Raw genomic sequence first — 24548 nt, forward strand, 5'->3', positions numbered from 1 at the left:
ACTTAATTTGTTAAAAGCGTACTTTTCAGGACATGAAAACTATTCTGATCATCGTTCCTGACGGCGGCATGCTGTTCGAAGCCGCCGGTATCGCCGATATTCTGATGCAGGCCAATCGCCTGCATACGGAGGCCCTCGCCGAACCTCGCTACCGCATCAGCATCGCTACCACGCAGCCTCATCACGTTGTGCACGGCATGTCCGGGCTCAACCTGCTGGCCGATCACCGGCTGGCGGACCTCGATCCCGACGAGCCCCGCGATACCATAATGATTACCGGCAAAGGCCAAAGCGAGCATGAAGGCAGCGCCGTGGTGGAGTGGATACGCCGCGCGGCATCCAATGCTGACCGCATCGCCTCCGTCTGTGGCGGCGCGATGCTTCTGGCCCAGGCGGGGATACTGGACGGCCGCAGGGCAACCACCCACTGGCGAATGCTTGAGGAACTGCAGGCCAAATGGCCGCAAATTAAAGTTGAAGCTGGCCCGCTGTACATTCAGGACGGGCCGGTGTGGACGTCAGGCGGCGTGAGTTCCGGTTTCGATCTTACGCTGGCGCTGGTGGAGTCCGATTACGGTTTCACCCTCGCCCGCGACGTCGCTCAGGATTTAGTGATGTATTTACATCGCCCAGGCGGGCAGCTGCAGTTCAGCCGCTATCATCTGCGCCAGGCCGCCAACACCGGGCCTATAGGCCAGCTACAGGACTGGCTGCTGGATAACCTGGCGGACGATTTGTCGGTAGAGAAACTGGCAGAACGCGTTGCCATGAGCCCAAGGAATTTTACCCGCGTCTTTACCCGTGAAACCGGCGTTACGCCCGCTCGCTACGTGGAAGAGGCAAGGCTTGCCGCCGCGCGTCATCATCTTGAACAGTCAACGGACACCCTGGAACGGGTCGCTGCTGCAGCGGGCTTTGGCAGCGCGATCAATCTGCGCCGCGTTTTTGAGCGCCAGCTTCACCTTACGCCCGGAGAGTACCGCGAGCGCTTCCACTGCCGTAAATTGGCGTGAATTGATCCTTTTTTGTCATTTACGCCATTCCCCCCTGAGCATACTCTGACCCCAGACATTCAAGAGAAGGAGTGAATCATGGTTAAGGTCGGGATTAATGGTTTTGGCAGGATCGGACGTAACGTGCTGCGCGCCGCGCTGGGTAACCCGGAGATTGAGATTGTTGCTATCAACGATCTGACGGACAGCAAAACCCTCGCACACCTGCTCAAACACGACTCGCTGATGGGCAAACTACCCGCGCCGGTAGAGGCCTCCGAAGGGCTGCTCCACGTTGACGGCAAGCCGGTTCGCGTCTTCAGCGAAAGAGATCCGGCGCAGATTCCGTGGCGCGAAGTTGGCGTAGATATCGTTATTGAAGCCACCGGATTTTTCACCAGCCGTGAAAAAGCAGAGGTTCACATTACCCACGGCGGCGCAAAACGCGTGATTATTTCCGCCCCAGGTAAAGATGACGACCTGACCATCGTGCTGGGCGTGAACCACGACAGCTACGATCCGCAGAAGCACTTTGTGGTCAGCAACGGCAGCTGCACTACCAACGGCCTCGCCCCTGCCGCTCAGGTTCTGCATCAGGCTTTTGGGATTGAACACGGGCTGATGAACACCACCCACGCCTACACCAACAGCCAGGCGCTGCACGACCAGCCGGAAAAAGACCTGCGCGGGGCGCGTGCGGCAGCCCTGTCGATTGTGCCCTATTCCAGCGGCGCGGCTAAAGCCCTCGGCAAAGTTATTCCTGAACTGGACGGCCGCCTGACCGGGTATTCCCTGCGCGTGCCGGTGCCGGTGGTGTCTATCGTCGATTTAACCGTCACGCTTAAACGTGATGTGACCGCGGAGGAAGTGAACGCGGCGTTCCGTAAGGCAGCAGAATCAGGCCCGCTGAAAAATATTCTGGGCTATAGCGATGAACCGCTGGTGTCCAGCGATTATCAGGGCGACCCGCGATCTTCGATTATTGACGGGCTGTCTACGCTGGTGATTGGCGGTAACCTGGTCAAAATTCTTGCCTGGTACGACAACGAATGGGGCTTCTCGAATCGCCTTGTTGACCTTGCGTTACTGATGGATAAACGCGGCCTGTAAGGCCTAAAAAAGTAAAAAGCCAGCCTTTCGGCTGGCTCTTTTATTACTTAAGCGAGTTCGCTATAGCGTTGAACATCAGGGAAGCTTCCAGCGGCTGCGCGTTGAAAGACGGCTCGGCCTTCGGCCAGGTAGACCACTGGACAATCACCAGCTTCTCTTTCTGGTTCACCATGATCATCTGCCCAAAAATCCCCAGCGCCCACATCGAGTCTTTACTTTCCAGGCCGTGCTTCGGCCCTACATCGCCCGCATTCGCCGGAACGCTGTTGTTCCACCATTCAAAACCGTAGCTGCCGTCCGGGTGCGCGGCGGTGACGGATTTTTGCGCTTTATTCCAGTCACGAGCCTGTGACACCCAGCCATCAGGCAGCATTTTCTTGCCGTCCGGCAGCACGCCGTTGTTCATAATAAACAGACCAAATTTACCCCAGTCTTCGAGCGTGGCGTTAAAGCCATGTGCGCCGACATCATGCTTGCCTGGCTGATAGCTGTGCCACACGCCGTCGTGCGTCATGCCGTAAGGCTGCCAGATGGCCTCCTGAAGGTTTTGCGCCAAAGATTTGCCGGTCGCTTTTTCCAGCGTATCGCCCAGCAGCCAGGCTCCGCCGGAGGAGTAAGACCAGGCCTCGCCGGGCTTAGCGTAAGCTTTACGCTGCGGGTCTTTCACCAGCTTATTCACGCAATCGTAGGTATCGCTGTTCGCTTCGCACTGCGTCAGTTGGGCAAAGTCGGACTTCGGATTGGTGTAATCCTCACCCCAGCTGACGCCCGAGGTGTGCTGCAGCAGTTGCCGCACCGTGACGTGTTCCCAGGCGGTGCCTTTAACATCAGGGTTGTACTTAACAATCTCGTCGTCGAGCGAGGTGATTTTCCCCTCTTTTACCGCCACGCCAACCAGCGTGGAAACCACCGATTTCCCCACCGAGCGGGATGTCCACAGCGTGGTCGGCGTGTTGCCTTCGCCGTAATAATCCCAGACGATTTTACCGTCCTTAATCACCATCATGCCGGTCACGCTGTTTCGCTTCAGGTATTCCCCCAGCTTAAAATCGTGTCCGTCGTACTGGTAGCTTACGCCCGAGAGATCTTTTGCTGCGCGTGGGACAGGCACAGACTGCCCGGCTTTGAAAACATCGCCCTCATAGGAACGGTAATCATTACGAAAGCCCACGACGCGCTGCTGCTGGTTCCAGGTCAGCATGTCTTTTACGTCAGGCAGTTTCGTGTCCGTGGGAGCGGGACAAGTTGCGAGCTGGAGCGTCTGGCAATCCGCAGTTACGGGAGCGGCGTTCACCTGCAGGGCGGCACCAAGGCAAAGGGTAAGCAGGCAAATTCCGGTATTCAGTTTAGTCATCGTGTTTTCCTTGAAAGTGGCGTTATCGCCTGTCAACACGCGGACTGTAGGGCATATTTCTCAATATGAGATATCGGTTATCGGGGGAATATCCCCCACTAGAGAGTTTTAACGGTGATGTCTGATTATGAGGGGTCGGCCGTAGTTCCGTTCACTTCCAGGTCTGTTTTATATGCCATCACCGAACCGGTGAACGACTCGGGAGAATCACCGTCATTCCCCCGAGACCCCGGACTCCCGGCCAAATAAATCGACCGCTGAAGCGGCAAACCTCCGTTTTATCTCCCAGTCCTGGGTCGGCTGAGACGCGTTCCTGACGCTCTCAGCCTCCGGCCGTTCCCGACGTCCGGACCCTGGCCAGTCGGAGAGAAAACGGAGGCGATTTAAGCCGGAACCAGGACCTCGCTGAAAATTTGCAACTCTTCTTATCACTGACGTTGCTGAATGTATTCAACGATCTTTTCTGGCTTGACGAAAAAGGCAAAAAAAAGCCCCTGCGCTGGCAGGGGCTGATTTACTGATTGAACGCGGGAAGCTTACAGCGCCATATCGTGTTGTGGAGAAGCCTCGGCTTTCGTTTCGGCAGGTTTAGCGACCGGCGTAGCGCTCTGGTCATTCATTTCAATGACCGGCGGCTTGGTCAGCTGCAGCGTGGCCGCAGTGTCATTCCAGACTTTCTGAGTCAGCGCCGCATTGCCGTTCATCTCCTGACCGTAGCTTGGCACAACGGCACGGATCTTGTTCTGCCATTCCGGAGAGTTGAACTGCTGCGGGAACATCTGCTTCAGCACGTTCAGCGTGATTGGTGCGGCGGTAGAAGCACCTGGAGATGCGCCCAGCAGCGCAGAAATGGTTTTCTGCTGGTCAACAACGACTTCGGTACCGAGCTTCAGCACGCCGCCTTTGTTCTCATCTTTCTTGATGATCTGTACACGCTGGCCGGCCTGGATCAGTTTCCAGTCTTCTTTACGCGCCTGCGGATAGTACTCTTTCAGCGCTTCAAAGCGGTCTTCATCGCTCAGCATAACCTGACCAATCAGGTATTTAACCAGGTCGAAGTTATCCAGACCTACGTCGGTCATCGGCATAAAGTTGCTGGTCGTGGTGGTGCTCAGCAGGTCAAAGAAGGAACCGTTTTTCAGGAACTTAGTAGAGAAGGTCGCGAACGGCCCGAACAGCACCACGCGCTTACCGTCGATGAAGCGAGCATCAATGTGCGGCACGGACATCGGCGGTGCCCCTACGGACGCCTGGCCGTACACTTTTTCAAGATGCTGGCTGGTTACCGCCGGGTTTTCGGTCATCAGGAACGAACCACCTACCGGGAAGCCGGCATAGTTTTTCGATTCCGGAATACCGGTTTCCTGCAGCAGCTTCAATGCGCCGCCGCCGGCACCGATAAAGACATATTTCGCGTCGATGGCGTGTTCTTTCCCGCTATTCACGTCTTTAATGGTGACGTGCCAGGAATTATCGCCATTGCGCTTGAAGTCGGTCACTTCAGAAGAAGTTTGCAGGGAGAAGTTCTGGCTTTTTTTCAGGCTGCCGATCAGCTGACGGGTAATTTCACCGTAGTTGACGTCGGTGCCGACCGGCGTCCAGGTGGCCGCCACTTTTTGATTCGCATCGCGCCCTGCCATGACCAGCGGAGCCCACTGCTTAATTTGCTCATGGTTGGTAGAGAATTTCATGCCCTGGAATAGCGTCGTTTTCTGCAGCGCGTCATAACGCTTGGTCAGATACTCGACGTTTTTATCGCCCCAGACAAAACTCATGTGCGGCGTGGAATTAATAAACGAATGAGGGTCGTTCAAAATACCGCGCTGAATTTGCGCAGACCAGAACTGACGAGAAATCATAAACTGTTCGTTAATTTCCAGCGCTTTACTGACATCAATAGAACCGTCCGGGCGCTCCGGCGTATAGTTCAGTTCCATATTTGCCGAGTGCCCGGTACCGGCGTTATTCCAGCCGTTAGAGGACTCAAGCGCCACGCCGTCGAGCTTCTCAACCATGACCTGTTTCCAGTCCGGCTGCAGCTCCTGGAGCCACGTCCCGAGAGAGGCGCTCATGATACCGCCGCCAATCAGCAGGAAGTCGGTTTTTTGCGTGGAATCCGCGTTAGCGTAGCTAGCAGAGCTTACGAATAACGCCAGTGTTGTCAGAGAAATAATTGTCTTTTTCATTGCAGGCATAATAATTATATTGCATCGCAGGTGAATGAAGTCCCTCTATGTTAACCCACTTTCACGATATTTTAAAATCTCATTCACATCTTCATTAATCCATACAATTAATGCCAGTGATTTTTTTAATTAAAAAAACCAAATAAAATCAAATCTGATGGAATTTATATTCCAACAAAATACAGTCACTATTCTCAAAATTACTGTCGGTAATTCGCTTATTTATCGCGATGTTATTGGCAAAAGAAATCCATGCCTGCGCATGGATTCTCTCATCTGCCCGATCGCGGTCTCAGGGCATAATCTTGCCGTTAGCGGTTTGTGCTATTTTGCTCAACCACCTTTATAAAGACGTTCAGCTGGCGGCGAATATACTCCGCCGTTACCGGATCGGTTAAGCGCCCGTTCTCCGTTTTCTGATTGGCAAAACTGACCGCCATCTCCGGCAAAGGCACCATATTACACAGCATCGAAGCCAGGGTTTCACGCAGCTGATATTGCGCCCTGACGCCGCCGAGCGCGCCGGTAGATTGCGACACAAAAAAGACGTATTTGTCCATCATGCAGCTGGCCCTGACCGGCCGTGAAAGCCAGTCGAGCGCATTTTTCAGCACGCCGGGCATGCCGTGGTTGTATTCCGGTACGGTAACGATCGCCGCATCGGCCTCTGCCACCAACCGCCGGGCGGTCGCCACGGACTCGGGCAATTCGCCCTTTTCCAGGTCCTGGCAGTAATGTTCCATGGCACCGATATCAAGTGCAGTAAAGTGGCTCTGCTCCGGCAGCATTTCGCTAATGCTGTTCAGCAACGCGCGGGAAGCTGAGTCATTGCGCAGACTGCCTGCAATACCTACGAAACGTAATGTTTTCATCTTGTTCTCCTCTTAATCCGTCGATGCACGTATTATCAGGAAAAAAATAAGATGATTCTTTCGCTAATCAGCCAAATCCCTTCTCAGGAGTGCCAATATGTCAGATCCCGCATCCGTCGCCGTTGTAGCTTCCGACATGGCGCATCTCCGGGGTGACGATGTGACTTTTCACCGCCATTTGCAGGGGCAGCTTAGCGTGACGCTGGCGGGCACCCTTCGACTGCAAACCGAATCAGGCTGGTGGCTGGCAACGCCCGGCAACGGCATCTGGGTGCCGCCGGGCGAACTTCACCGCGCGCTGTACACCGAGCGCTCGCGGCTGATTAACCTGCGTTTCAGACAAGGATTTGAACAGCAGCTTCCGCAGCACTGTTCCCTTATCGTCGCCTCAAATTTGCTGACCGAGCTTGCAAAAGAGGCATTAGCCGTTCAGCGGGGATCTGGCGAACAGCTAGAGCTCATCGCCCAACTGATGCATTTTCAACTGCGCAAGCAGGTGCTGAAAACAGACTTGTTCGTGCCTGAAGGAAACGATAAGCGCCTGAAGAAAATAACCGGCCTGCTCAGGGAAGCCCCTGCCTGTAATAAGACGCTCGAGCAGCTAGCCTCGTTAGCCTTCACCAGCCCAAGAACGCTGGCGCGACTGTTTGAAAACGAAACCGGGATGAGCTTCACGCGCTGGAGAGAGAGAATGCGGATTATCAGTTCGGTGGAGAAATTAATCGTCGGCGAACCGATAACACGGGTGGCCTATGATATGGGCTATCAAAGCGCCAGCAGCTTTACCACTGCTTTTACCCGCATTATCGGCATGCCGCCGGGACGTTATCTTAAAGAGACTTTCACGCCGGATAAAAGCTGACGGCGGGTGACGGCCGCCACGGCAAGCGCCAGCATCATCACAATTTCAGCGGCCAGGAAGCCTATCATTGCCACCGAGTAATCCCCGCTTTGGCGCTGCAGATGCAGGAACAATGCCCCCAGCACGGCAGGCCCAAGCCCCAGGGCCGATTGCTGCAAGGTGCTCAGTATGGCGCTTGCCGCTCCGGCATCGTTCAGGTCGATATCGCGCATGCCGATACGATAGAAGCTGTTCACAATCAGCGCCTGCCCGTAGCCGGTCACCAGCGTGGCAGGCGCAATAGCCAGCGGGCTGGCGTGGGTGCCAAAATGGTAGAGTGTAAATATCAGCCCCAGCAGGCCCACAACCTGAATCGCGATCCCGCTCAGTAGAATAGTGCTGAGCGAATGGCGCACGATAAGCCTCGGCGCAAACCACGCTGAAACAAAATAAGAAATACCCATCGCAATAAAACTGTTCCCGGACTGCCACGGCGCCATGCCCATCCCTGACTGTAGCGTCAGCGCCATACAGAACATAAAACCCGACCAGCAGGTAAAGAACAGCAGCGCGATAAGCAGGCCAAACCGTATGCTACCCAGCTTCAACAGCCTTGGCGGCAACAGCGGCTGTAGCCCACGCTGTTGCTGGCTTAGCGCTCCGACGCGCATCAGGTAACCCAGCGGCAGCGTGGCCACCAGCATCAGCTGCATCGGCCACGGCCAGTGCAGATCGGGGCCAAGCGCCATCGGGAACAGCAGGCAGCACAGCATCAGCGCAAGCGTGACGGTCCCCTGCCAGTCGATGCGTGAATGGCTTTCGCTGCGAGTTTCAGGAATATAAAACCGGCTCAACACCAGCACTAACAGGCAAATAGGCACGTTGATAAAGAACGCATTACGCCAGCCCAGGCCGGCAATATCCGCCGATACCAGCCAGCCGCCGCCCATTTGACCGATAATAAAAGCAATCCCGCCAATGCCGCCGTACAGGCTGATGGCGCGGGCGTGAGCGGTGCCCTTAAGCGTGACGTGCAGCGTAGCCAGGATTTGCGGCACAATCAGCGCAGCCCCAACGCCTTGCAGGGTTCGTGCGGCCAGAAGCTCGGTGACCGAGCCGGAAATCCCGCACAGGAATGAAGCAATGCCGAACAGCGCCACGCCCCACAGCAGAGTTCTGCGGCGGCCGTGGTTATCACCCAGCTTGCTGCCCACCGCCAGGCTTACGGCAAAGGCAACGCCGTAAAGCGCAACGATAAGCTCCAGTTGAGTTGGCGTGGTGCCGAGGGACTGGGTGATTGAGTCCAGCGCCACGTTGGTAATAGAGGTGTCAATCAACGGCAACATCTGGCCCGTCAACAGCAGCACCAGGCCAGCACGACCGGGTGAAACAGGCGAATTATTCATCAGGGACTCCATTGCATAGTTCAGGATACCGACGTAGCATTCCTGATAATTTAACCGGGTACCAGTTCCTGCTTATACTGGTACTGGCACTACTATTCTGGAGTATTTGTGATGCTCATCACTCAGCCCGAGCTACGCCCCGGCCCGCTGGACGACAGCCGTAAAATGCTGGCGCTGTTTTTGCGTACCCGGCGCGAAAGCCTGGACCCACAGCGTCTTGGCCTGCCGCGCAGCGGACGGCGCCGCACGCCAGGCCTTCGCCGTGAAGAGGTGGCGCTGCTCGCCGACATCGGCGTGACCTGGTATACCTGGCTTGAACAGGGGCGAGAAGTGAATCCTTCCTCCAGCGCTATGGCGGCAATTGCCACCGCGCTGCAGTGTTCCCCGGCGGAAACCCGCCACCTGTTTATCCTGGCCGGCCTTCCCCCTTCCGAAGCACCCGCTGCCGCTCAGTGTGAGGGGCTAAGCCCCGCCGCGCGCCGCATGCTTGATGCGTTAATGCCTAATCCGGCCAGTATTCAGAAGCCCAACTTCGATATCCTTGGCTACAACTCGCATTTTTGTCAGCTGATGGGCGTTAATCTCGACAACGAACCGCCCGAACATCGCAACTGCATCTATCAGTATCTGACGAATGAAACCTGGCGCAGCCGGGTAGACTGTAACGAGGACGTATTACCCAAGTTTGTTGGCTGGTTCCGCGCGGGGATCACCGAGCATCGCGGTGACCCGCGCTGGGAAGCTCTTCTGGAATCGTTTTTCGTCGCCTCTCCGGCTTTTAAAACGCTCTGGGAGCAGCGCTACGAAATCCGTAATATCGAGAACCATATTAAGCAGTATACCCACCCGCAAATTGGTACCTTCGGCATGCAGCAGGTCAACTGGTACTCCGCGCCTCGGGATGGTTCAAGGCTGCTGGTCTATCTGCCGATAGATGAACCAGGCGAGCGGGCTTTACGTCTCTTTTCACAGTCCAGCGGAGCCTGATTTCAGGTTGACGAGTGGGCAGCCCATAGACAGGCTGCCCGTTTTTTTCTTTGTTTTAAGAATAACCTCAGGGAAACCTGAGATACCCTTCTGAATTGACCACAAAATAAAAATAAGACTTCGCCGAAAACATTACATTTATCAAATAAATTCAAAAAATTAGCAGCATTTTCATGCTTCTTGCCCGCATTAATTGAACATCAGATTATTTTTACATCAGGCAAATTTTCTTCTGCGCCAGGGCATCATGAAACCTCCGTGTACGTAATAGGTTATTCCGGTGTTATATCGCCATTGAATTGTTAACCAGGCTATGTAAAATCACGCTACTATGCTGAAACCACGCGAATTCCTTGTCGCGGCGATGCAACTTAGCCGCCGCACCGTTTTGCGTGGGCGTATCTCACGTCGTGGAAAATTTTCCTGTGCGGCGCTCCTTGCTCCCGCGGCGGTTGGGTTTTAACCTTTTTCTCAGGGAACGTCTCAATGAAATTGCGAAGCCTGTTAGTCCTCCTTGTTGTCACCACGGTTGTCGGCTGTAAAGCGCCACCGCCAAAGATGACCGACGACACCATTGTGACCAGCACGGTAAACGGCGTCACCCTTACTCACCGCTATATTGTTGAAGTTCCGAAAGAATTCACGCCGGTGAATGCCGACTATCGGGCGCTTTATCCTGGCTCCATCATGAGCAAGCCTGATTTTGGCGGCAAAGTGATAGCCCAGCTTGAAAACGGCCAAAGCTACACCGTGCTGGGCGAGGTAGAGAACCACTGGTTTGCTATCGCCGAACAGGATCAACCAGAACTTCTGGGCTATGTGCCGCTTAGAGCGCTGGTGAAAAGTGAACTTTATAACCAAACGTTAAAAAAAGACCGCCCACGCCCTCGTCGCGCGGCTAAAAAATCCACCTGCGTTGCGGTAGATAATAAAAGCAAAGCTTGCCAGAACGCCGATAACGGAACGTGGATCATTAACTAAACTTCCCCTTCGGGGGCTTTATCATTGACTACCGCAAGAGCGAGGCAGCCGCCGGCCGGGCAATCCGGACTGGCTTAATGTTGCCGCTCTTTACACACAGGCTAACAAGGATTTTTATGAAACTCTGGCTTTCGGGTATGGCGTTGCTGCTGGCATCAACTACCGTCTGGGCAGGGAACTATCGCATCGTTCAGTCGCCTTCCCAGAAGCTGGACGTGTGGATAGACAATATTAAAAGCAATGCCCCGCAAAGCTGGTGTGGAAGCGAACTGCCGGTGCGCATTGTGGCAAACGGTGATAAGAATCCGCTCATCCTCAAGACGTTTATGCCCCGCCTCGGCGCGCTGCTGGAAAACCAGTGCAGCGAAATTGAGCGCGTAAGCTGGCAACTGGAGGATACCGAAGGCGCTTCTCTTGCCCGCGGCTCTGCCTCAAAAGCCAGCGACTGGGAGGTCGCTATTGAATCTCCGCTGTCTTCCGTTGCCACCCGTAACGAACGCCCGGAAGATCTTTCCACCCCACTAGACCGCACCCCATGGCTGGAATTTACCCTGCAGGACGGCTGCCATTTACGAACCTTCTGGCAGGGTGACGCCGGCAGCAGCGCGCTGTTTATTCCCGGCAAAGAAAACGGCAAGTGTGAAAAAGGCGGCTGGCTGAACGGCAGCAGCGAGGTCATTCAGCGCGGCAACGGCGGTGAAAAACGCATCGTAATGACCTTCGTACACGGTTTCCCGGTTAGCGGGCTTAACCCGGCGGCCGATGCCGACAGCCTGCTGATTACCAGCGTTAACAATGAACGCATGGTCGTCAGCAGCGAGCAGGCGCCGCAAAGCTGGTTAATTTTGCCTTATCACCCGGAAATTAACGGCTGGAAAGCCAGCGGCACCGTCGCCGTGGAAGTGCCTCGGGACATGGCGCTTGACGAGCAGCGTCTTCAAACACGGCTGAACGAGGTGCGTAAAGTCTGGTCCGGCTGGCTGGCACCTAATGCGGCGATTACGCTGCTGCTGGTCGAGTCGCTGCACCCGCAGCTGCGCGACCCTGCCGCCGGTGCCTGGCGCGCCCAAAAATAAACTTGTCGCATGTTGCACGACCTCGCGCAGAGAACATCATGATAGATAACGATTTTATACCAAGAGTGCCCAACGCTTTGCCGCCTGGCTACCGCTTTGATGAATTCGAAATTCAGGAAGCTATCGACGCCAGCATGACCAGCATTCTTTACCGGGCCTGGGATCACCAGCTCGAAAGAGTGGTGGCAGTACGCGAATATATGCCGAAAGCCTATGTCATGCGCAATGACGTGCAGGAGCTGGTGCTGCACAGCGAACGCGACCACCTGGTTTACACCACCGGCCTGAACAGCTTTATGCAGGAAGCGCGCCAGCTGGCCCACTTTAATCACCCTAATCTGCCCCAGGTATTACGCATCTGGAGCGATAACAATACCGCCTATGTGGTCACGCTGTTCTACAACGGTATTACGCTTGATGAACTTCAAAAACAGCAGCCGGGACTGATTGATGAAGCGTGGATCCGCCGCATGCTGCCGATGTTGTGTGGCGCGCTGGCCACGCTGCACTCGGCTGAACATCTTCACCGTAATCTGTCCCTCAAAAGCATCCAGATTCAGGATAACGGCCTGCCTATTTTGCTCAATACCGGCGCGCCGCGTGGCGGTCAGGCGTCACTGGATGAAGGCAACACCCTGCTCCACCCTGGCTTCGCGCCGCTGGAGCAGTACACCGGGGACCTGGCCAGCCAGCTTGGCCCATGGACGGACATCTACGCCGTCGGCGCCGTGCTGTATACGCTCATCACCGGCAGCGCGCCACCTGCAAGCGTGGCCCGCAGCATCCAGGACAGCTGTATTACGCTCGCGGAAAGCCAGCCCGAAGGCTATTCCCTGAACCTGTTGAAGGCGGTTGATAAAGCGCTGTCGCTGAAGCCGGAGGATCGCCCTCAGTCGATTGATGCCTTCGCCGCCCTGCTGGACATCCCCGTCGGCGACGTCAGGGAGTTGGTCAGCAACAAGAAAACCGGTACCGCCCTGGTGCCGGTAGAAGAGCCTGAAGACACCGCGACTCTCCCGCTCTGGAAGCGCTATCAATCGGCCCTGCAAATTGGCGCTGGCGCCGTCGCTGGCCTGATTGTCGGCGCGGTGCTGTTTGGCGGCGGTGGCACTTCGGCTCCTGCCCCCGAGACCATCGCCGAGCCGGTTGTTGCCAGCCAAAGCACGCCGCAGGTGGGTGGCGCACCCGCCGCAACCGCTGCAGAGAGTGCCCTTGCTCGCGTCTATGTCCGTATGAACGAAGGCGAACAGCTGGCTGTTAATGGCAAAGCGCAAAAGGTCACGCCTGCCGCCAACGGCTTTGCCTCGCTGCAGCTTCCAGCTGGAAAATATCTGCTCACTCTTAGCGGCGGCGAGCAATCCCGCAAGCAAACCATTGTGGTGGCGAACCCAGGCACGTGGCTGGTAAATCCACAGGGGTAATTACAGGGGCAAAACACCAGGGTATAGTGCTGGCTGAAATATTTTGACATCAACAAAGGAAGCGATGATGACATCTGCCGTAGCCAGCTATACCACCCGTGCCATACAGAAGTTACAGAAACTGGGCATCATGCCCGCGCCAGAGGCCGAGACGCCGGTGCTTGTATTGCTGGATGCTATTGTGGACCTGGACGCCGACCGTGTGACCACTATCGGCAGGACGCTGCAGCAGCAAAGCGCTTTTAACGCCGTCGTTCGCGACAATATTTCAAGCATGGACGTCGCCAACCGGCAGACCAAAATCGTCGCCGCTTTCGACTCTATCCGCCAGGACGCCACGCAAATGGTGGACTGGCTGGACGACGGCAAACTGGATTTGGTGGAGCGAATTAAGTCCGGCTGGATGACCCTCCGCCGCGGCTCCATTCCAGATCGTTTTAACGCCATTAAAAAGACCTGGCTCGAAGTCGCCAAAGCGTCTGATGAGCAAATCTCCCGCGAAAAAGTTATTCTCGACGCCTACCAGGACTTCCGTTTTGGGCTGAAAGAAGCCCACGTGGATGCTATGGCGCTGATGACGCTGGCAGAGCAACGCGTAGAGCACTGCCGCCAGACGCTGCAGAGCGCGCAGGCAGCCGCAGACAGTACGGAGAACCTTGAAGGCTCAGAACGTTCACGCCGTGAATTAGTCAGGGATGAAGCCCTGCGCGCCATGCAAAAAGAAGACGAGCGCTATCAAATCGTCAAAGATCTCTCCGATAACCTGCTTATCGCCTACAACGCGGCGGAGGCAGTGTTCGCCCGATTACAGCAAACTAACGCGATTAAAGAACGGGTATACCGCCAGGGGGTGACTTTCTTTGCGACCAACGAAATCGTCTTTACCGCGCTCTCTGCCTCGATGACCTCACTTCAGGGCCTCGATGAAAGTACCAAAACACTGGAAGCCATGAAGGCCGGCATCAACGAGGGCCTTAACACTATTGCTTCAAACGGGACAAAACAGCTCGAAGCCGGGCTGCAGGCCGGCTACGGCTCAACCATAAAAGCCGAGTCCGTGCGTTCACTGGTTAACGCTATCGTCAGTTTCCAGGAGTCCAGCTATAACATGATTGAAGAGCTGCGCGGCGAAGCCACCAGGAACGCTGAAGAACTTGCTGCGGTTGTTGAGGACGGTAAGCGCCGCTTCACCAGCATCGTCACTAAAGCAGAATTGACGCGCTGATACCCAGAGTTTCAACGCCGATATGCCGGACCGATTTACGGAGAACCCGAGTTAATGGAAGCCTATAAACTGGCAAGGACGTTAGCGCAAAATACCGCGACCCAGCGTCTGCTGCTCTCATCGGTAGAAGCCTCAGTGGCCGAGCTGCGCGGCCAGCAGCTCTCTCTACAGCAGCAAATTGCCTCTCTTTATCAAAAAATGGCGACATTGCTTTTGCAGGAATCTTCATCCGTTGATGTCGATGAGCAAAACATTCAGCCTCTGCTGCAGCAGTTGAACGACGAAATTGCCCTTACCCGCCAGCAGTTGGTTGCCGAAGAACAACGCTTTCAGCAGCATCAAAGCGCGCTGGCCACGCTGGATGAGCAAATAGACCAGCACGAAGCCGAGCGAGACGCTCAGCTTGCCGCAGACTCGCAAGCAGAGCAGGCGCGGCTGGACAAGGAAAACTTCTCGGCCGGGTTAGAGAAACAAACGGCACTTCACGTCGAACTCAAGGCCGAAGTCGCAGAAAAAACGGCTGTTTACGGTCAGCAGAAATTGTTCAGTTACCTGCTGAACAAAGGTTATGCTACCGAGCAATATCGCGCATGGCGTCTTCGCCGCAGCCTGGACGGTTGGATTGCAGGCCTGTGCCGCTTTAACGATAACGTGGCCAATTACCGAATGCTCTTTGCCCTGCAAAAAGCCTCCGAAACTAAGCTACAAACCCTTGAGCAGCAGGCTATAGCGCGTAACGATCGTTTCACTGCTTTTGTCAGCCGCATTGAAAGGAATATCGGCCTGCCCGATCTTTATCAGCGCCTTGAGGCGCTGGAAGCTAATTTGAGCGTAAGCCAGCAAAAGGTCAGCCAGCTGCAGCTTAAAATGCAGGAGTATGCCAGCGGAGAAGGTGAGAATTTTCAGCGAATTATGCGACGCCTGTCGGAACAAATGTCTCGGCTGCCGCAGCAAAAGCTCAGCGAACTGGTGACGCAAACCGCTTCGCCCGAAGACGATATTATGCTCGAAAGAATACGCACGCTTATCCCTCAGGAGACGAGTACCGGTGGCCGTATTGCAGCGGCTCAAACCGACCTTGAGGCGGCACGCAACGATCTTAATCGGGCCGAATCCCTGGAGAGTTCTTTCCATCAGCATGGCTTCAATAATGCCGACCTTGAGTTTAAATGGGGCCTGCTTGATAGCGAAGATAAACAGATCAAGCGCTATATGCACGGCGAGCAAAGCCTGGGCGATATTATGAATAAAATCTCCGCCGCCTCCCGCAAGCGTCCTAAACCGGCAACAACAGGCGGCTATAGCAGCAGTCGTCGAGCTACCTCCAGCACGACATGGTCATCCGGCTCGTCTTCCAGCAGGCGCTCAGGCGGAGGCTTTAGCTCTTCTTCTTCAACCGGTGGCGGCAGTTACCGGACAACGGACAGTTTCTGATGGATAAGGTAAAACTCAGCGATCAGCTTGGGGCGATGGCTATCATCGACGCGCTGCACGCCCGGCAAATTGCCGTTGAAGAGCATTTAGACTTACCGCTTTTACGGCAGAAAATCAGCCAGCGCATACGTGATTACTACCAGAAGTCGGGTACGTCCGTTAACGACGAGCTTATTGAAGAAGGCGTGAAAAACTGGTTCACGCACCGTTTGAGCTACCAGTCACCGCCGTTAACCCTCGGCCAGCGGTTGGGCTCAAGCCTTTATTTGACCAGTTCCAAATGGCTAAAAGGACTGGGCGTTCTGGTGCTGTGTAGCGCACTGTTTATGGGTTACCGGATTTATGATGCCCGTAGCCAGCTGGAAGCGTTGAACAACAGCATTTCGCTACAGATAAAAAGAAACCACGACCTGACGGGCATTGCCCGGTATCTAAAAGGGACGCTGGATGTTGCCAATAAGGCGACACTTGTCTGGGCCATGAAGCCTTTAGCTGAGGTCGAAGATAAGGTAAACGGTATGCTGGAACAGTTTATCCACCAGCAGCCACAAAATCTGGCAATGGAGAATGCCCGTGCGCAGCGCGAGGAGCAGTTCCAGTCGCTGACGGCGCTGAATGACAAACAAAGAGATCTCCTGCAAAACGCCAATAATCTTATCGTCGACGTTACCCGCCTGCTGCGTGCTGACGGCTCGCTGCAGGAGATTACCGCCGATCCACAGTTCTCGACATTCCTCAGCCAGTCTTCTGACGTTGCGGCCAAATTCGACGCAGCAAAACAGGCTATATTGCAAAATAGCACGACGGTAGAGGCTACCGTGGCAGAGGTCAGCACCGCCGTAGAACAGCAAAAAACGCGTGCCGAGCGGATAAAGATTTTTGCAGAAAAGAAAAATAAGCTTCTCGGGCTTCCTCTTTCCAGTCAAGACAGAAAAACGCTTAGCGATTTTATCGGCGGGCTGGAGCGTAGCTTAGCCGAACGCGGCTATACCGAGATAATCCCGCCTCCGGAATGGATTGAAGCAATTAATCGTATGAATGAAATGTACGAGTATGTCGTTGAACCTCTAACTTTCATCGTCGTAGATCGTATCGGGGAAAAATCCGGCGTGGAGCGAACTTACGATGAATCAGGAGGCCGCAGCTGGTACCTGATTACCGAGGCGATAAACAGTCGGGGCGTGCCGCAGTCCGTCTGGGTAAAAGACAGTGAAACCGGACGGGAACGCAAGACGACCACCTTCGGCATTCGAATCTCGCAGGCCGAATTCGAGAAGCTGAAAAAAGACAAGCAGGAGGACGGCCACATCGATAACTACATCGTGGGCAATAAACCAGCCAATCAGCTTACGGTGCGCTACAAACGCCCGGTAATGGACGGTCGAATTCTGAGCTGGTAATGCCATCCCATCACGCCTCGCTATGCGGGGCTTTTTTACGCCGGTAAATTGTCTGGTTTTTGCATTTTTATCGTCAATGACACCCGAAATTCGGAAAATTCAACTAAGGTTTTCAGGGAGTTGATCGCAACGTAGCGTGTTGCGTCCCGTCGAAGGAGAAGGAATGATGATAAAACCCGTTTTGCACCGGCCTCATGCGCTATGTCTTGCGGCCCAGATGGCCGTTGCCGGTGCCGTATTTGGCCTCACGCCGCTTGCTTCATTTGCAGCCCAGGAAACCGAACGCCCTCCCCAGCCTCAAACGCCCGACGAGCTTTTTGGGCCTTTGTTTATTGATGTCCAGACAGCGAAGCTATTCCCCGACCAGAAAACTTTTGCTGATGCGGTGCCTAAAGGCGATCCGCTGATGATCCTTGCCGATTACCGCATGCAGCGCAGGCTATCCGGGTTTGATTTGCGCCACTTTGTTGACGTGAACTTTATCCTGCCGAAGAACGAGGATAACTATAAGCCGCAGGAAGGAGAAAGCCTGCGGGAGCACATTAACGGGCTGTGGCCGGTGCTGACCCGCTCCGCCGACAGCACCAACAAATGGAACCCGCTGCTCCCGCTGCCAAAACCTTACGTTGTGCCAGGCGGCCGCTTCCAGGAGCTCTACTATTGGGATAGCTATTTCACCCTGCTGGGCCTGGCCGAGAGCGGCCGCTGGGACGATGTGCAGAACATGGTGGACAACTTCGCGCACGAAATCGATACCAGGGGTTATGTACCCAACGGCAACCGCAGCTATTATCTGGGCCGTTCGCAGCCGCCTTTCTTCGCCATGATGGTTGAACTGCTCGCGCAGAATAAAGGCGACAGCGTGTATACAACCTATTTGCCGCAGCTGAAGCAAGAATATAGCTGGTGGATGGAGGGCAGCGACGGCCTGAAGCCAGGCGATGCTCATGAGCGCGTTGTTAAGCTTAAAAATGGCGCCCTGCTCAACCGCTACTGGGATGATAAAGACACGCCGCGCACCGAGGCTTATCTCGACGACGTTACCACGGCGAAGAGTACGCCAGCACGTGCGGCAACCGATATCTATCGCGACCTGCGAGCCGCCGCGGCATCCGGCTGGGACTTTAGCTCACGCTGGATGGACAATCCGACGCAGCTCGGTACGGTCAGAACCACAAGCATCGTGCCCGTTGACCTTAATGCGCTACTTTATCAACTCGAGAAAACGCTCTCTCACGCCAGCGAACTGGCAAAAGATAGTGCGGTAGCAGAGCGCTATAAACAGGCCGCCGATGACCGTCAAAAAGCCATTGAGCAAAACCTGTGGAACGCCAAAGAAGGCTGGTATGCGGACTACGACCTTAAGAGCAATACGGTTCGCAATCAGCTAACCGCCGCCGCGCTGTTCCCTCTTTATGTGCATGTCGCCTCGCAGGACAGAGCGGATAAAATGGCGAAGGCTACGCGCCAGCATCTGCTCAACGCGGGCGGGCTGGCCGCCACCAGCGTCAAAACCAGCCAGCAATGGGATGCGCCAAACGGCTGGGCGCCGCTGCAATGGGTGGCAACCGAAGGCCTGCAAAACTACGGGCACAAAGATTTGGCGCTGGAGGTGAGCTTCCGGTTCCTGAGCAACGTGCAGAACGTCTACAACAAAGAGCAGAAGCTGGTTGAGAAATACGATGTCACCACCAGCGGAACAGGCGGCGGCGGTGGCGAATACCCACTGCAGGACGGCTTCGGCTGGACTAACGGCGTCGCGCTGAAAATGCTCGACCTGCTCTGCGATAAAGAAAAGCCCTGCGACAATGCCCCGGACAAGCTGCCTTCGGCAACCCCCGGCCCGGTAACCAATCCGGTTAAACCGGCGGCAGAGAAAACAGCCACACCGCCCGCGGCAGACAAGCCAAAGCAGTAAAATAACGGCGGCTACGGCTGCCGTTACCTCAACTTAATCATTTCATTTAAAACAATAAGCCCATGAAATCATCAGTAATTTCATGGGCTTTCACGCATAAAAAAGCGCAGTATCGCTTGTATCAGCTAATAATAACGATAATAATTCGCATTCGAAATCGCATGTAGAAACCGCGTTTTCCCGTCGCAGGCCGACGGAGGAATTCCATCAGGATGATGACCTCAATACTTCCGGACAAAAAAATGATAAAGGCTTTTACCGTAAAGCGCTCCGCTTTACTCTGCGCGCTTGCTCTCATCGCCCCTTTTTCTTCATCGGCTGAAGACACGCTGGTTGTCACCGCCAAACCTGCCGATACCGCAACCTCTCCAACGATGGGTTACACCGCCACCACAACCCGCGGTGCAACCAAAACCGACGAGCCGCTGATAACCACCGGGCAAAGCATTTCCGTGGTGACTCGCCAGCAAATGGAAGACCAGGGCGCGCAGACCATTAACAGCGCGCTGAACTACACGCCCGGCGTCTTTACCGGTTTTGCCGGCGGCGCAACTCGCTACGACACCGTTGCGCTACGCGGTTTCCACGGTGGTGACGTAAATAACATTTTCCTTGATGGTCTGCGCCTGATGAGCGACGCGGGCAGCTTTAACGTCGTGCAGGTCGATCCGTGGTTCCTGGAACGCCTTGATGTCATTAAAGGCCCCTCTTCCGCACTTTACGGCCAGACCGTACCGGGCGGCCTGGTGATGGAAACCTCGAAACGCCCGCAGTTTGTTGAAGAAGGCCACGTGCGGGCGATGTACGGCAATCACAATACCAACGGCACGGCGTTTGATTACACCAACGCGATTAACGACCAGTGGGCCTTCCGCATCACCGGCCTGACCAAAAATAGCGATACGCAGTATGAAAACACGCGCGACGAGCGCTACGCCATTTCGCCTTCTCTGCTGTGGCAACCTGACGACGCTACGTCTCTGGTGCTGAGAGCTTACCTGGAAAAAGATCCGTCCGGCGGCTTCCACGGTTCCGTTCCGGGCGACGGCAGCCTCTATACCACAACGGGACGCAAGCTGGATACCGGGTTCTCTGATGTGCAACCGGGCGATGACGCCTTCAAGCGCCACCAGCAGATCTACAGCTACGAGTTTGCTCACGCCTTCGACGATGTCTGGTCGTTCCGCTCGAACGCCAGCTATACCCACTCTAACGTGGCGCTACGCCAGGCCTATCAGATTGGCTGGGCGGACACCGCTCACAATGAACTTTCGCGCTATTACAGCAGCGAAAACTCCTCGCTGGACGCCTGGGCCATCGACAATCAGCTGGAAGCCGACTTCGCGACCGGCGAACTGCAGCATAAAGTGGTGCTTGGCGGTGAATATCACCGGTTCACCAACGACCTGACGGACGGGACTGGCTACACCACCAAACTGAACCCGTGGACCGGCGTGTCCGGCGGCATTGGCGGTTACTATTATTACGATCCACGTGACCCAAGCTACGCGACGATCAATCAGGGACTGCTGGTCAAAGCCGGCCGCCGCCAGTACGAGCAAACCGGGGCGTACCTGCAGGATGAAATGAAGTGGGACCGCTGGCATATGACGCTGTCTGGCCGCTACGATCATCTGGTCACCAAAAGTCACCTGGTGGCGACGGCGATCGATAGCGACGTGACGGACAACCGCAACGACAACCACTTTAGCGGCCGCGCTTCCCTGCTGTACGCTTTTGATAACGGTATTTCTCCGTATGTGAGCTACAGCCAGGCCGTTACGCCGCAGGTGCTTTCCGATGCCGAAGGCAAGCTGCTGAAACCTACGACCGCCGAACAGTACGAAGCCGGGGTTAAATACCAGCCGGCTGGCACCAGCGATCTGTACAGCGCCGCCGTTTACGATCTGACCCAGAAAGACGTGGGCAACCGTAACGTTCAGGGCGGATATTTTGAACCCGCGGGCAAAGTACATTCGCAGGGGCTGGAGCTGGAAGCACGTACTCAGCTAACGCCACGCCTGTCGACAATCGCCAGCTATACGCTCAACCGCGTACGCTACAAAGACGCCATTGATGGCAACGACGGCAACACGCCATACGTCACGCCAAATCAGATGGCTAGCCTGTGGAGCACGTTCAAAGCCGATTACGGTATCAGCCTGGGCGCGGGGATTCGCTACATCGGCAAACAGTGGGCCGACAACGAAAATACCCTGCGGGTCCCTTCTGCAACGCTGCTGGATGCCATGGTTCGGGCAGATATGGGGGCATGGACACCGTCGCTGAAAGGCGCGTTTGTACAGCTTAATGCGACCAACCTGACGGGCCGTGACTATGTGGCGGGCTGCTACGGGACGGGCTATTGCTATTGGGGTGCGGAACGTTCGGTTATTGCGACCGTGGGTTATGATTTCTAATCTCGTCATAAAAAGCTAAACGTAAAAACGGCCCCGAAGGGCCGTTTTTTTGTAATGAATGACTTTCTACCGTCGTACCATCCTGAAAATAGCCAGCACAATAATGGCGCCAATCACCGCCACAAAGAAACTCGGCCAGTTAAAACCGGTTACCGGTCCGCCAAGGTGCAATGCCGTCGCTACCCAGCCGCCGACTACCGCGCCCACGATCCCCAGAATACAGGTGAGGATAATGCCGCCGCCGTCTTTGCCAGGCATAATAAACTTAGCAATCACTCCCGCGATGAGACCAAAAATAATCCAGGCCAGGATACCCATTTTAGAACGTCCTCTTCTACATTGTGAGCTTTAGCAGGCTCGCCTGGCGCTCTCTGCGCCCCTGCCAGCGGCCTACTGTCAAAAAGAGTATAGTTCGGTTGCAGAAAAATGTGATGAATCTCACCTGGTTATGTTCATTTTCAGGCAAAAAAATTCAAAAATTTGTATTAAGTTTTGCCCGATTTTGCCGATAAGCTTCGATACCACAACCTGAAAACACAACAAGGACTTGAGCCTTGAGTCACTATAACGAGCAGTTCCTGAAGCAGTCTCCTCTGGCAGTATTAGGTGTGCTACGCGACTTACACAAACAGCAGGTTCCCGTCAGGCTGGAATGGTCTAACGGGCAGTTCATCAGCAAGATTCTCGAGGTCTCAGCGGACCGCCTGGTGCTGGACTTTGGTAGCCAGTCGCAGGAAAACCTTTCCGTGCAAAAGGCCACCCACATTGAGTTCATCGCTGAAACGCAGGGGGCAAAAGTTGAATTTAGTTTGCCCGGCCTGAAGGCGACGGATTATCAAAATCTGCCGGCGTTCACTACGCCGCTGCCGCCGTCGCTGTGGTTCGTGCAGCGCCGGGAATACTTCCGCATTACCGCCCCAATGCAGCCGCAGTATTACTGTCGCACCGAACTGGCCGATGGCTCTGAGTTTGCCTTCCGGCTTTGCGACCTGTCGCTCGGCGGCATGGGCGCGTTGGTTGACGGCTCATTGCCCCCAGGCCTCGCACCCGGCCTGCGTTTTGGCCGCGTAGAGATGGATCTCGTGGAATGGGGTAAGTTTTACTTCGATATGCAGCTGGTGATGGTTTCGGAGCGCAAGGTGGTGGACAGCAAAAATGAAACCATTTCAACGCCGCGCTTAAGCTTCCGTTTTTTAAACGTCAACCCGGCGGTAGAACGTGAACTGCAAAAGATTATTTTCTCGCTGGAGCGGTCGGCCCGGGAAAAGGCCAACCGCGTGAAGTAATTAAATAGCGTTCATGGCCCGCGTCACCTTGTACAGGTAGCGCGGTGCCTGCGGCGCAGGATGATTGGTGGCGATATGCTGATAGAACTCGTCCGGGCTCAGGCGATTTATCTTGTCTATCGCATCCTGCCTGTCGGAATCAAAGGTTCTTAATAGCGCCCCCGCCCCGTTCACGTAAGAGACAATCAGCGCGTACTGCATCACCTGCGGGTCGTTGATCCCACGCAAAATTCCGTGTTCAAGAATACTCAGGTAGGCCGTGCCGATATCAATGTTGCGCGCAGGATCCCGCAGTTCACTGTTCGATGGCTGCCCGCTGAAGCCCTGATTGCGGTATACTTCTCTTCCCGCCGTAGAGGCCTTGATTTGCATCAGCCCGATGGCGTTCGAAGCGCTGACCAGCTGCGGATTGCCGCCGGACTCCACCGCGATAATCGCGGTTATCAATCTAGGGCTTACGCCCCATTGCTGCCCGGACTGCTCGGTGATGGGCATCCAGTTCAACGCCCGCTGGGTGGGAATAGTCGGATCCCACGGGGCCTGCTGCTGCGGTGAATGGCTGGAACAGCCGGCCAGAAACAGCACCAGAACGATAAACCATCTTAATTTCACGCATCTATCCTTATTGATGTGCTCGCCATAACGGCGATGACAAGCGCTCTCGATAGCGGCATGATAACCAATTCATATTCAGCAAGGAAATGCCATGTCTCTGATTCATTTAATCGCCCCATCCGGTTACTGCATTAATCAGCAGGCCGCGGCCAGGGGCATCCGCCGGCTGGAAGAGAACGGGCATCAGGTGGTTAATCAGCAGGCGGTCACAAGGCGTTTTCAGCGTTTTGCGGGAACGGATAGCGAACGACTGGCGGAGATTAATCAACTGGCAACGCTGCCGCCGGAAACCGATATCGTGCTCGCGGTGCGCGGCGGCTATGGCGCCAGCCGCCTACTGGAAAACATCGACTTCTCACGCCTGGGCGCAGCGCTGCGAGCCAGGCCGCAAATCATCTGCGGCCACAGCGACTTTACCGCTATCCAGCTAGGCCTGCTGGCGCAGTGCGGTACAATCACCTTCAGCGGCCCCATGCTCGCCGGGAATTTCGGCGCCGAGGAGATGGACGAGTTTACCTGGCGTCACTTCTGGCAGGCGCTCAGCGAACCTGAATTTACCGTCAGTTGGGCAAGCGATGCCCCTGCCGTGCAGGCAAGCGGGACGGTGTGGGGCGGTAATCTGGCGATGCTGATTTCGCTGACAGGTACGCCGTGGCTGCCAACGATTGAGGGCGGCATTTTGGTTGTCGAAGACATCAACGAACACCCTTTCCGCGTCGAGCGCATGCTGCTGCAGCTTCACCATGCGGGCATTCTCTCTCGCCAAAAAGCGATTGTTTTAGGCAGTTTTAACGGCGCGACGGCAACCGACTATGACGCAGGGTATAATTTTGAAGAGATGCGCCAGACCCTGCAGAAGCGTTTACAGGTTCCTGTTTTACACGGCCTGCCGTTTGGTCACGAACCCCAAACCGTCACCCTGCCTCTCGGGGCGTTTGGCGAGCTTATTCATGACGGCGAAACGGCGCGTCTGACGTTAAGCGGCCACCCGGTTCTCGGCAAAAGAAACCCACTTTAAGCGCCT

At 55.3% G+C, this 24548-nt stretch carries 20 protein-coding genes; 14 read left to right on the top strand and 6 right to left on the bottom strand.

The features are described from left to right. Nucleotides 1-32 precede the first annotated feature (32 nt). Together ACE38U_RS00780 and gap are read left to right on the top strand one after the other, a co-directional pair. A complete protein-coding gene (locus ACE38U_RS00780) occupies nucleotides 33-1013 on the top strand; it encodes a GlxA family transcriptional regulator (RefSeq protein WP_375528968.1) in 981 nt (326 codons plus the stop codon). Between the two features lie 78 nt (nucleotides 1014-1091). Continuing rightward, on the top strand, nucleotides 1092-2102 hold the full coding sequence (gene gap, locus ACE38U_RS00785; RefSeq protein ID WP_375528969.1) for a type I glyceraldehyde-3-phosphate dehydrogenase: 1011 nt from the start codon (nucleotides 1092-1094) through the stop codon (nucleotides 2100-2102). A 43-nt stretch (nucleotides 2103-2145) separates the two neighbouring features. Here gap and ACE38U_RS00790 read toward each other — a convergent pair whose 3' ends face one another. From ACE38U_RS00790 to ACE38U_RS00800, 3 genes are all read right to left on the bottom strand, one after another. Continuing rightward, entirely contained in the window at nucleotides 2146-3456 is a 1311-nt protein-coding gene (locus ACE38U_RS00790; RefSeq protein ID WP_375528970.1) for a serine hydrolase domain-containing protein, read from the bottom strand. A 536-nt stretch (nucleotides 3457-3992) separates the two neighbouring features. After that, nucleotides 3993-5651 carry a malate dehydrogenase (quinone) gene (gene mqo / locus ACE38U_RS00795; RefSeq protein WP_144244076.1) on the bottom strand — a complete coding sequence of 553 codons (1659 nt, stop codon included), beginning with the start codon at nucleotides 5649-5651 and terminating at the stop codon, nucleotides 3993-3995. Between the two features lie 302 nt (nucleotides 5652-5953). Further along, on the bottom strand, nucleotides 5954-6514 hold the full coding sequence (locus ACE38U_RS00800) for an NADPH-dependent FMN reductase (RefSeq protein WP_176983240.1): 561 nt from the start codon (nucleotides 6512-6514) through the stop codon (nucleotides 5954-5956). A gap of 97 nt (nucleotides 6515-6611) precedes the next feature. Here ACE38U_RS00800 and ACE38U_RS00805 point away from each other — a divergent pair, with 97 nt between their 5' ends. Then, nucleotides 6612-7376, top strand: a complete 765-nt coding sequence (locus ACE38U_RS00805; protein WP_375528971.1) for a helix-turn-helix domain-containing protein — start codon at nucleotides 6612-6614, stop codon at nucleotides 7374-7376. Here ACE38U_RS00805 and ACE38U_RS00810 read toward each other — a convergent pair. Then, complete coding sequence (locus ACE38U_RS00810) at nucleotides 7340-8761, bottom strand: MFS transporter (protein ID WP_375528972.1); 1422 nt, start codon at nucleotides 8759-8761, stop codon at nucleotides 7340-7342. The two genes, ACE38U_RS00805 and ACE38U_RS00810, sit on opposite strands and share 37 nt — an antisense overlap. Before the next feature lie 111 nt (nucleotides 8762-8872). Here ACE38U_RS00810 and ACE38U_RS00815 point away from each other — a divergent pair, with 111 nt between their 5' ends. The 9 genes from ACE38U_RS00815 to ACE38U_RS00855 all read left to right on the top strand — a co-directional run bounded on the left by ACE38U_RS00815 (nucleotide 8873) and on the right by ACE38U_RS00855 (nucleotide 21623). Further along, nucleotides 8873-9748, top strand: coding sequence for a helix-turn-helix transcriptional regulator (locus ACE38U_RS00815; protein ID WP_052049048.1), 876 nt, complete (start codon nucleotides 8873-8875; stop codon nucleotides 9746-9748). Between the two features lie 486 nt (nucleotides 9749-10234). Beyond that, nucleotides 10235-10729, top strand: coding sequence for an SH3 domain-containing protein (locus ACE38U_RS00820; protein WP_038482192.1), 495 nt, complete (start codon nucleotides 10235-10237; stop codon nucleotides 10727-10729). A 116-nt stretch (nucleotides 10730-10845) separates the two neighbouring features. Beyond that, the gene (locus ACE38U_RS00825) at nucleotides 10846-11805 is read left to right on the top strand and encodes a hypothetical protein (protein ID WP_038482189.1); all 960 of its coding nucleotides are present in this window, start codon (nucleotides 10846-10848) and stop codon (nucleotides 11803-11805) included. 38 nt (nucleotides 11806-11843) lie between these two features. Continuing rightward, nucleotides 11844-13226 carry a serine/threonine protein kinase gene (locus ACE38U_RS00830; RefSeq protein ID WP_375528973.1) on the top strand — a complete coding sequence of 461 codons (1383 nt, stop codon included), beginning with the start codon at nucleotides 11844-11846 and terminating at the stop codon, nucleotides 13224-13226. A 64-nt stretch (nucleotides 13227-13290) separates the two neighbouring features. Continuing rightward, a complete protein-coding gene (locus ACE38U_RS00835; RefSeq protein WP_235212896.1) occupies nucleotides 13291-14451 on the top strand; it encodes an RLV_5639 family protein in 1161 nt (386 codons plus the stop codon). A gap of 54 nt (nucleotides 14452-14505) precedes the next feature. Continuing rightward, a complete protein-coding gene (locus ACE38U_RS00840) occupies nucleotides 14506-15885 on the top strand; it encodes a coiled-coil domain-containing protein (RefSeq protein ID WP_375528974.1) in 1380 nt (459 codons plus the stop codon). Further along, nucleotides 15885-17285: a DUF6384 family protein gene (locus tag ACE38U_RS00845; protein ID WP_375528975.1), complete on the top strand. Its 1401-nt coding sequence runs from the start codon at nucleotides 15885-15887 to the stop codon at nucleotides 17283-17285. Before ACE38U_RS00840 ends, ACE38U_RS00845 begins: the two co-directional genes overlap by 1 nt. 166 nt (nucleotides 17286-17451) lie before the next feature. Continuing rightward, nucleotides 17452-19203, top strand: a complete 1752-nt coding sequence (gene treA / locus ACE38U_RS00850) for an alpha,alpha-trehalase TreA (RefSeq protein ID WP_375529127.1) — start codon at nucleotides 17452-17454, stop codon at nucleotides 19201-19203. A gap of 242 nt (nucleotides 19204-19445) precedes the next feature. Next, on the top strand, nucleotides 19446-21623 hold the full coding sequence (locus tag ACE38U_RS00855; protein WP_375528976.1) for a TonB-dependent siderophore receptor: 2178 nt from the start codon (nucleotides 19446-19448) through the stop codon (nucleotides 21621-21623). Between the two features lie 66 nt (nucleotides 21624-21689). Here ACE38U_RS00855 and ACE38U_RS00860 read toward each other — a convergent pair whose 3' ends face one another. Next, on the bottom strand, nucleotides 21690-21941 hold the full coding sequence (locus ACE38U_RS00860) for a GlsB/YeaQ/YmgE family stress response membrane protein (RefSeq protein WP_375528977.1): 252 nt from the start codon (nucleotides 21939-21941) through the stop codon (nucleotides 21690-21692). 236 nt (nucleotides 21942-22177) lie between these two features. Here ACE38U_RS00860 and ycgR point away from each other — a divergent pair, with 236 nt between their 5' ends. After that, nucleotides 22178-22909: a flagellar brake protein YcgR gene (gene ycgR / locus ACE38U_RS00865; protein ID WP_375528978.1), complete on the top strand. Its 732-nt coding sequence runs from the start codon at nucleotides 22178-22180 to the stop codon at nucleotides 22907-22909. On the opposite strand, the gene emtA is transcribed toward ycgR, so the two are convergent. Beyond that, a complete protein-coding gene (gene emtA / locus ACE38U_RS00870; RefSeq protein ID WP_038482168.1) occupies nucleotides 22910-23521 on the bottom strand; it encodes a membrane-bound lytic murein transglycosylase EmtA in 612 nt (203 codons plus the stop codon). A 94-nt stretch (nucleotides 23522-23615) separates the two neighbouring features. On the opposite strand from emtA, the gene ldcA reads away from it, so the two are divergent. After that, nucleotides 23616-24542, top strand: coding sequence for a muramoyltetrapeptide carboxypeptidase (gene ldcA, locus ACE38U_RS00875; protein ID WP_038482166.1), 927 nt, complete (start codon nucleotides 23616-23618; stop codon nucleotides 24540-24542). Nucleotides 24543-24548: the final 6 nt, after the last annotated feature.

Origin of the sequence: Cedecea selenatireducens (genome assembly GCF_042138895.1) — a bacterium.
Taxonomy (GTDB): domain Bacteria; phylum Pseudomonadota; class Gammaproteobacteria; order Enterobacterales; family Enterobacteriaceae; genus Cedecea; species Cedecea selenatireducens.

Excerpts from the sequence above, each read along its gene's own strand:
- ACE38U_RS00780 (WP_375528968.1), top strand. The coding sequence starts at position 33 with ATGAAAACTATTCTGATCATCGTTCCTGACGGCGGCATGCTGTTCGAA.
- gap (WP_375528969.1), top strand. The coding sequence starts at position 1,092 with ATGGTTAAGGTCGGGATTAATGGTTTTGGCAGGATCGGACGTAACGTG.
- ACE38U_RS00790 (WP_375528970.1), bottom strand. The coding sequence starts at position 3,456 with ATGACTAAACTGAATACCGGAATTTGCCTGCTTACCCTTTGCCTTGGT.
- mqo (WP_144244076.1), bottom strand. The coding sequence starts at position 5,651 with ATGCCTGCAATGAAAAAGACAATTATTTCTCTGACAACACTGGCGTTA.
- ACE38U_RS00800 (WP_176983240.1), bottom strand. The coding sequence starts at position 6,514 with ATGAAAACATTACGTTTCGTAGGTATTGCAGGCAGTCTGCGCAATGAC.
- ACE38U_RS00805 (WP_375528971.1), top strand. The coding sequence starts at position 6,612 with ATGTCAGATCCCGCATCCGTCGCCGTTGTAGCTTCCGACATGGCGCAT.
- ACE38U_RS00810 (WP_375528972.1), bottom strand. The coding sequence starts at position 8,761 with ATGAATAATTCGCCTGTTTCACCCGGTCGTGCTGGCCTGGTGCTGCTG.
- ACE38U_RS00815 (WP_052049048.1), top strand. The coding sequence starts at position 8,873 with ATGCTCATCACTCAGCCCGAGCTACGCCCCGGCCCGCTGGACGACAGC.
- ACE38U_RS00820 (WP_038482192.1), top strand. The coding sequence starts at position 10,235 with ATGAAATTGCGAAGCCTGTTAGTCCTCCTTGTTGTCACCACGGTTGTC.
- ACE38U_RS00825 (WP_038482189.1), top strand. The coding sequence starts at position 10,846 with ATGAAACTCTGGCTTTCGGGTATGGCGTTGCTGCTGGCATCAACTACC.
- ACE38U_RS00830 (WP_375528973.1), top strand. The coding sequence starts at position 11,844 with ATGATAGATAACGATTTTATACCAAGAGTGCCCAACGCTTTGCCGCCT.
- ACE38U_RS00835 (WP_235212896.1), top strand. The coding sequence starts at position 13,291 with ATGATGACATCTGCCGTAGCCAGCTATACCACCCGTGCCATACAGAAG.
- ACE38U_RS00840 (WP_375528974.1), top strand. The coding sequence starts at position 14,506 with ATGGAAGCCTATAAACTGGCAAGGACGTTAGCGCAAAATACCGCGACC.
- ACE38U_RS00845 (WP_375528975.1), top strand. The coding sequence starts at position 15,885 with ATGGATAAGGTAAAACTCAGCGATCAGCTTGGGGCGATGGCTATCATC.
- treA (WP_375529127.1), top strand. The coding sequence starts at position 17,452 with ATGATAAAACCCGTTTTGCACCGGCCTCATGCGCTATGTCTTGCGGCC.
- ACE38U_RS00855 (WP_375528976.1), top strand. The coding sequence starts at position 19,446 with ATGATAAAGGCTTTTACCGTAAAGCGCTCCGCTTTACTCTGCGCGCTT.
- ACE38U_RS00860 (WP_375528977.1), bottom strand. The coding sequence starts at position 21,941 with ATGGGTATCCTGGCCTGGATTATTTTTGGTCTCATCGCGGGAGTGATT.
- ldcA (WP_038482166.1), top strand. The coding sequence starts at position 23,616 with ATGTCTCTGATTCATTTAATCGCCCCATCCGGTTACTGCATTAATCAG.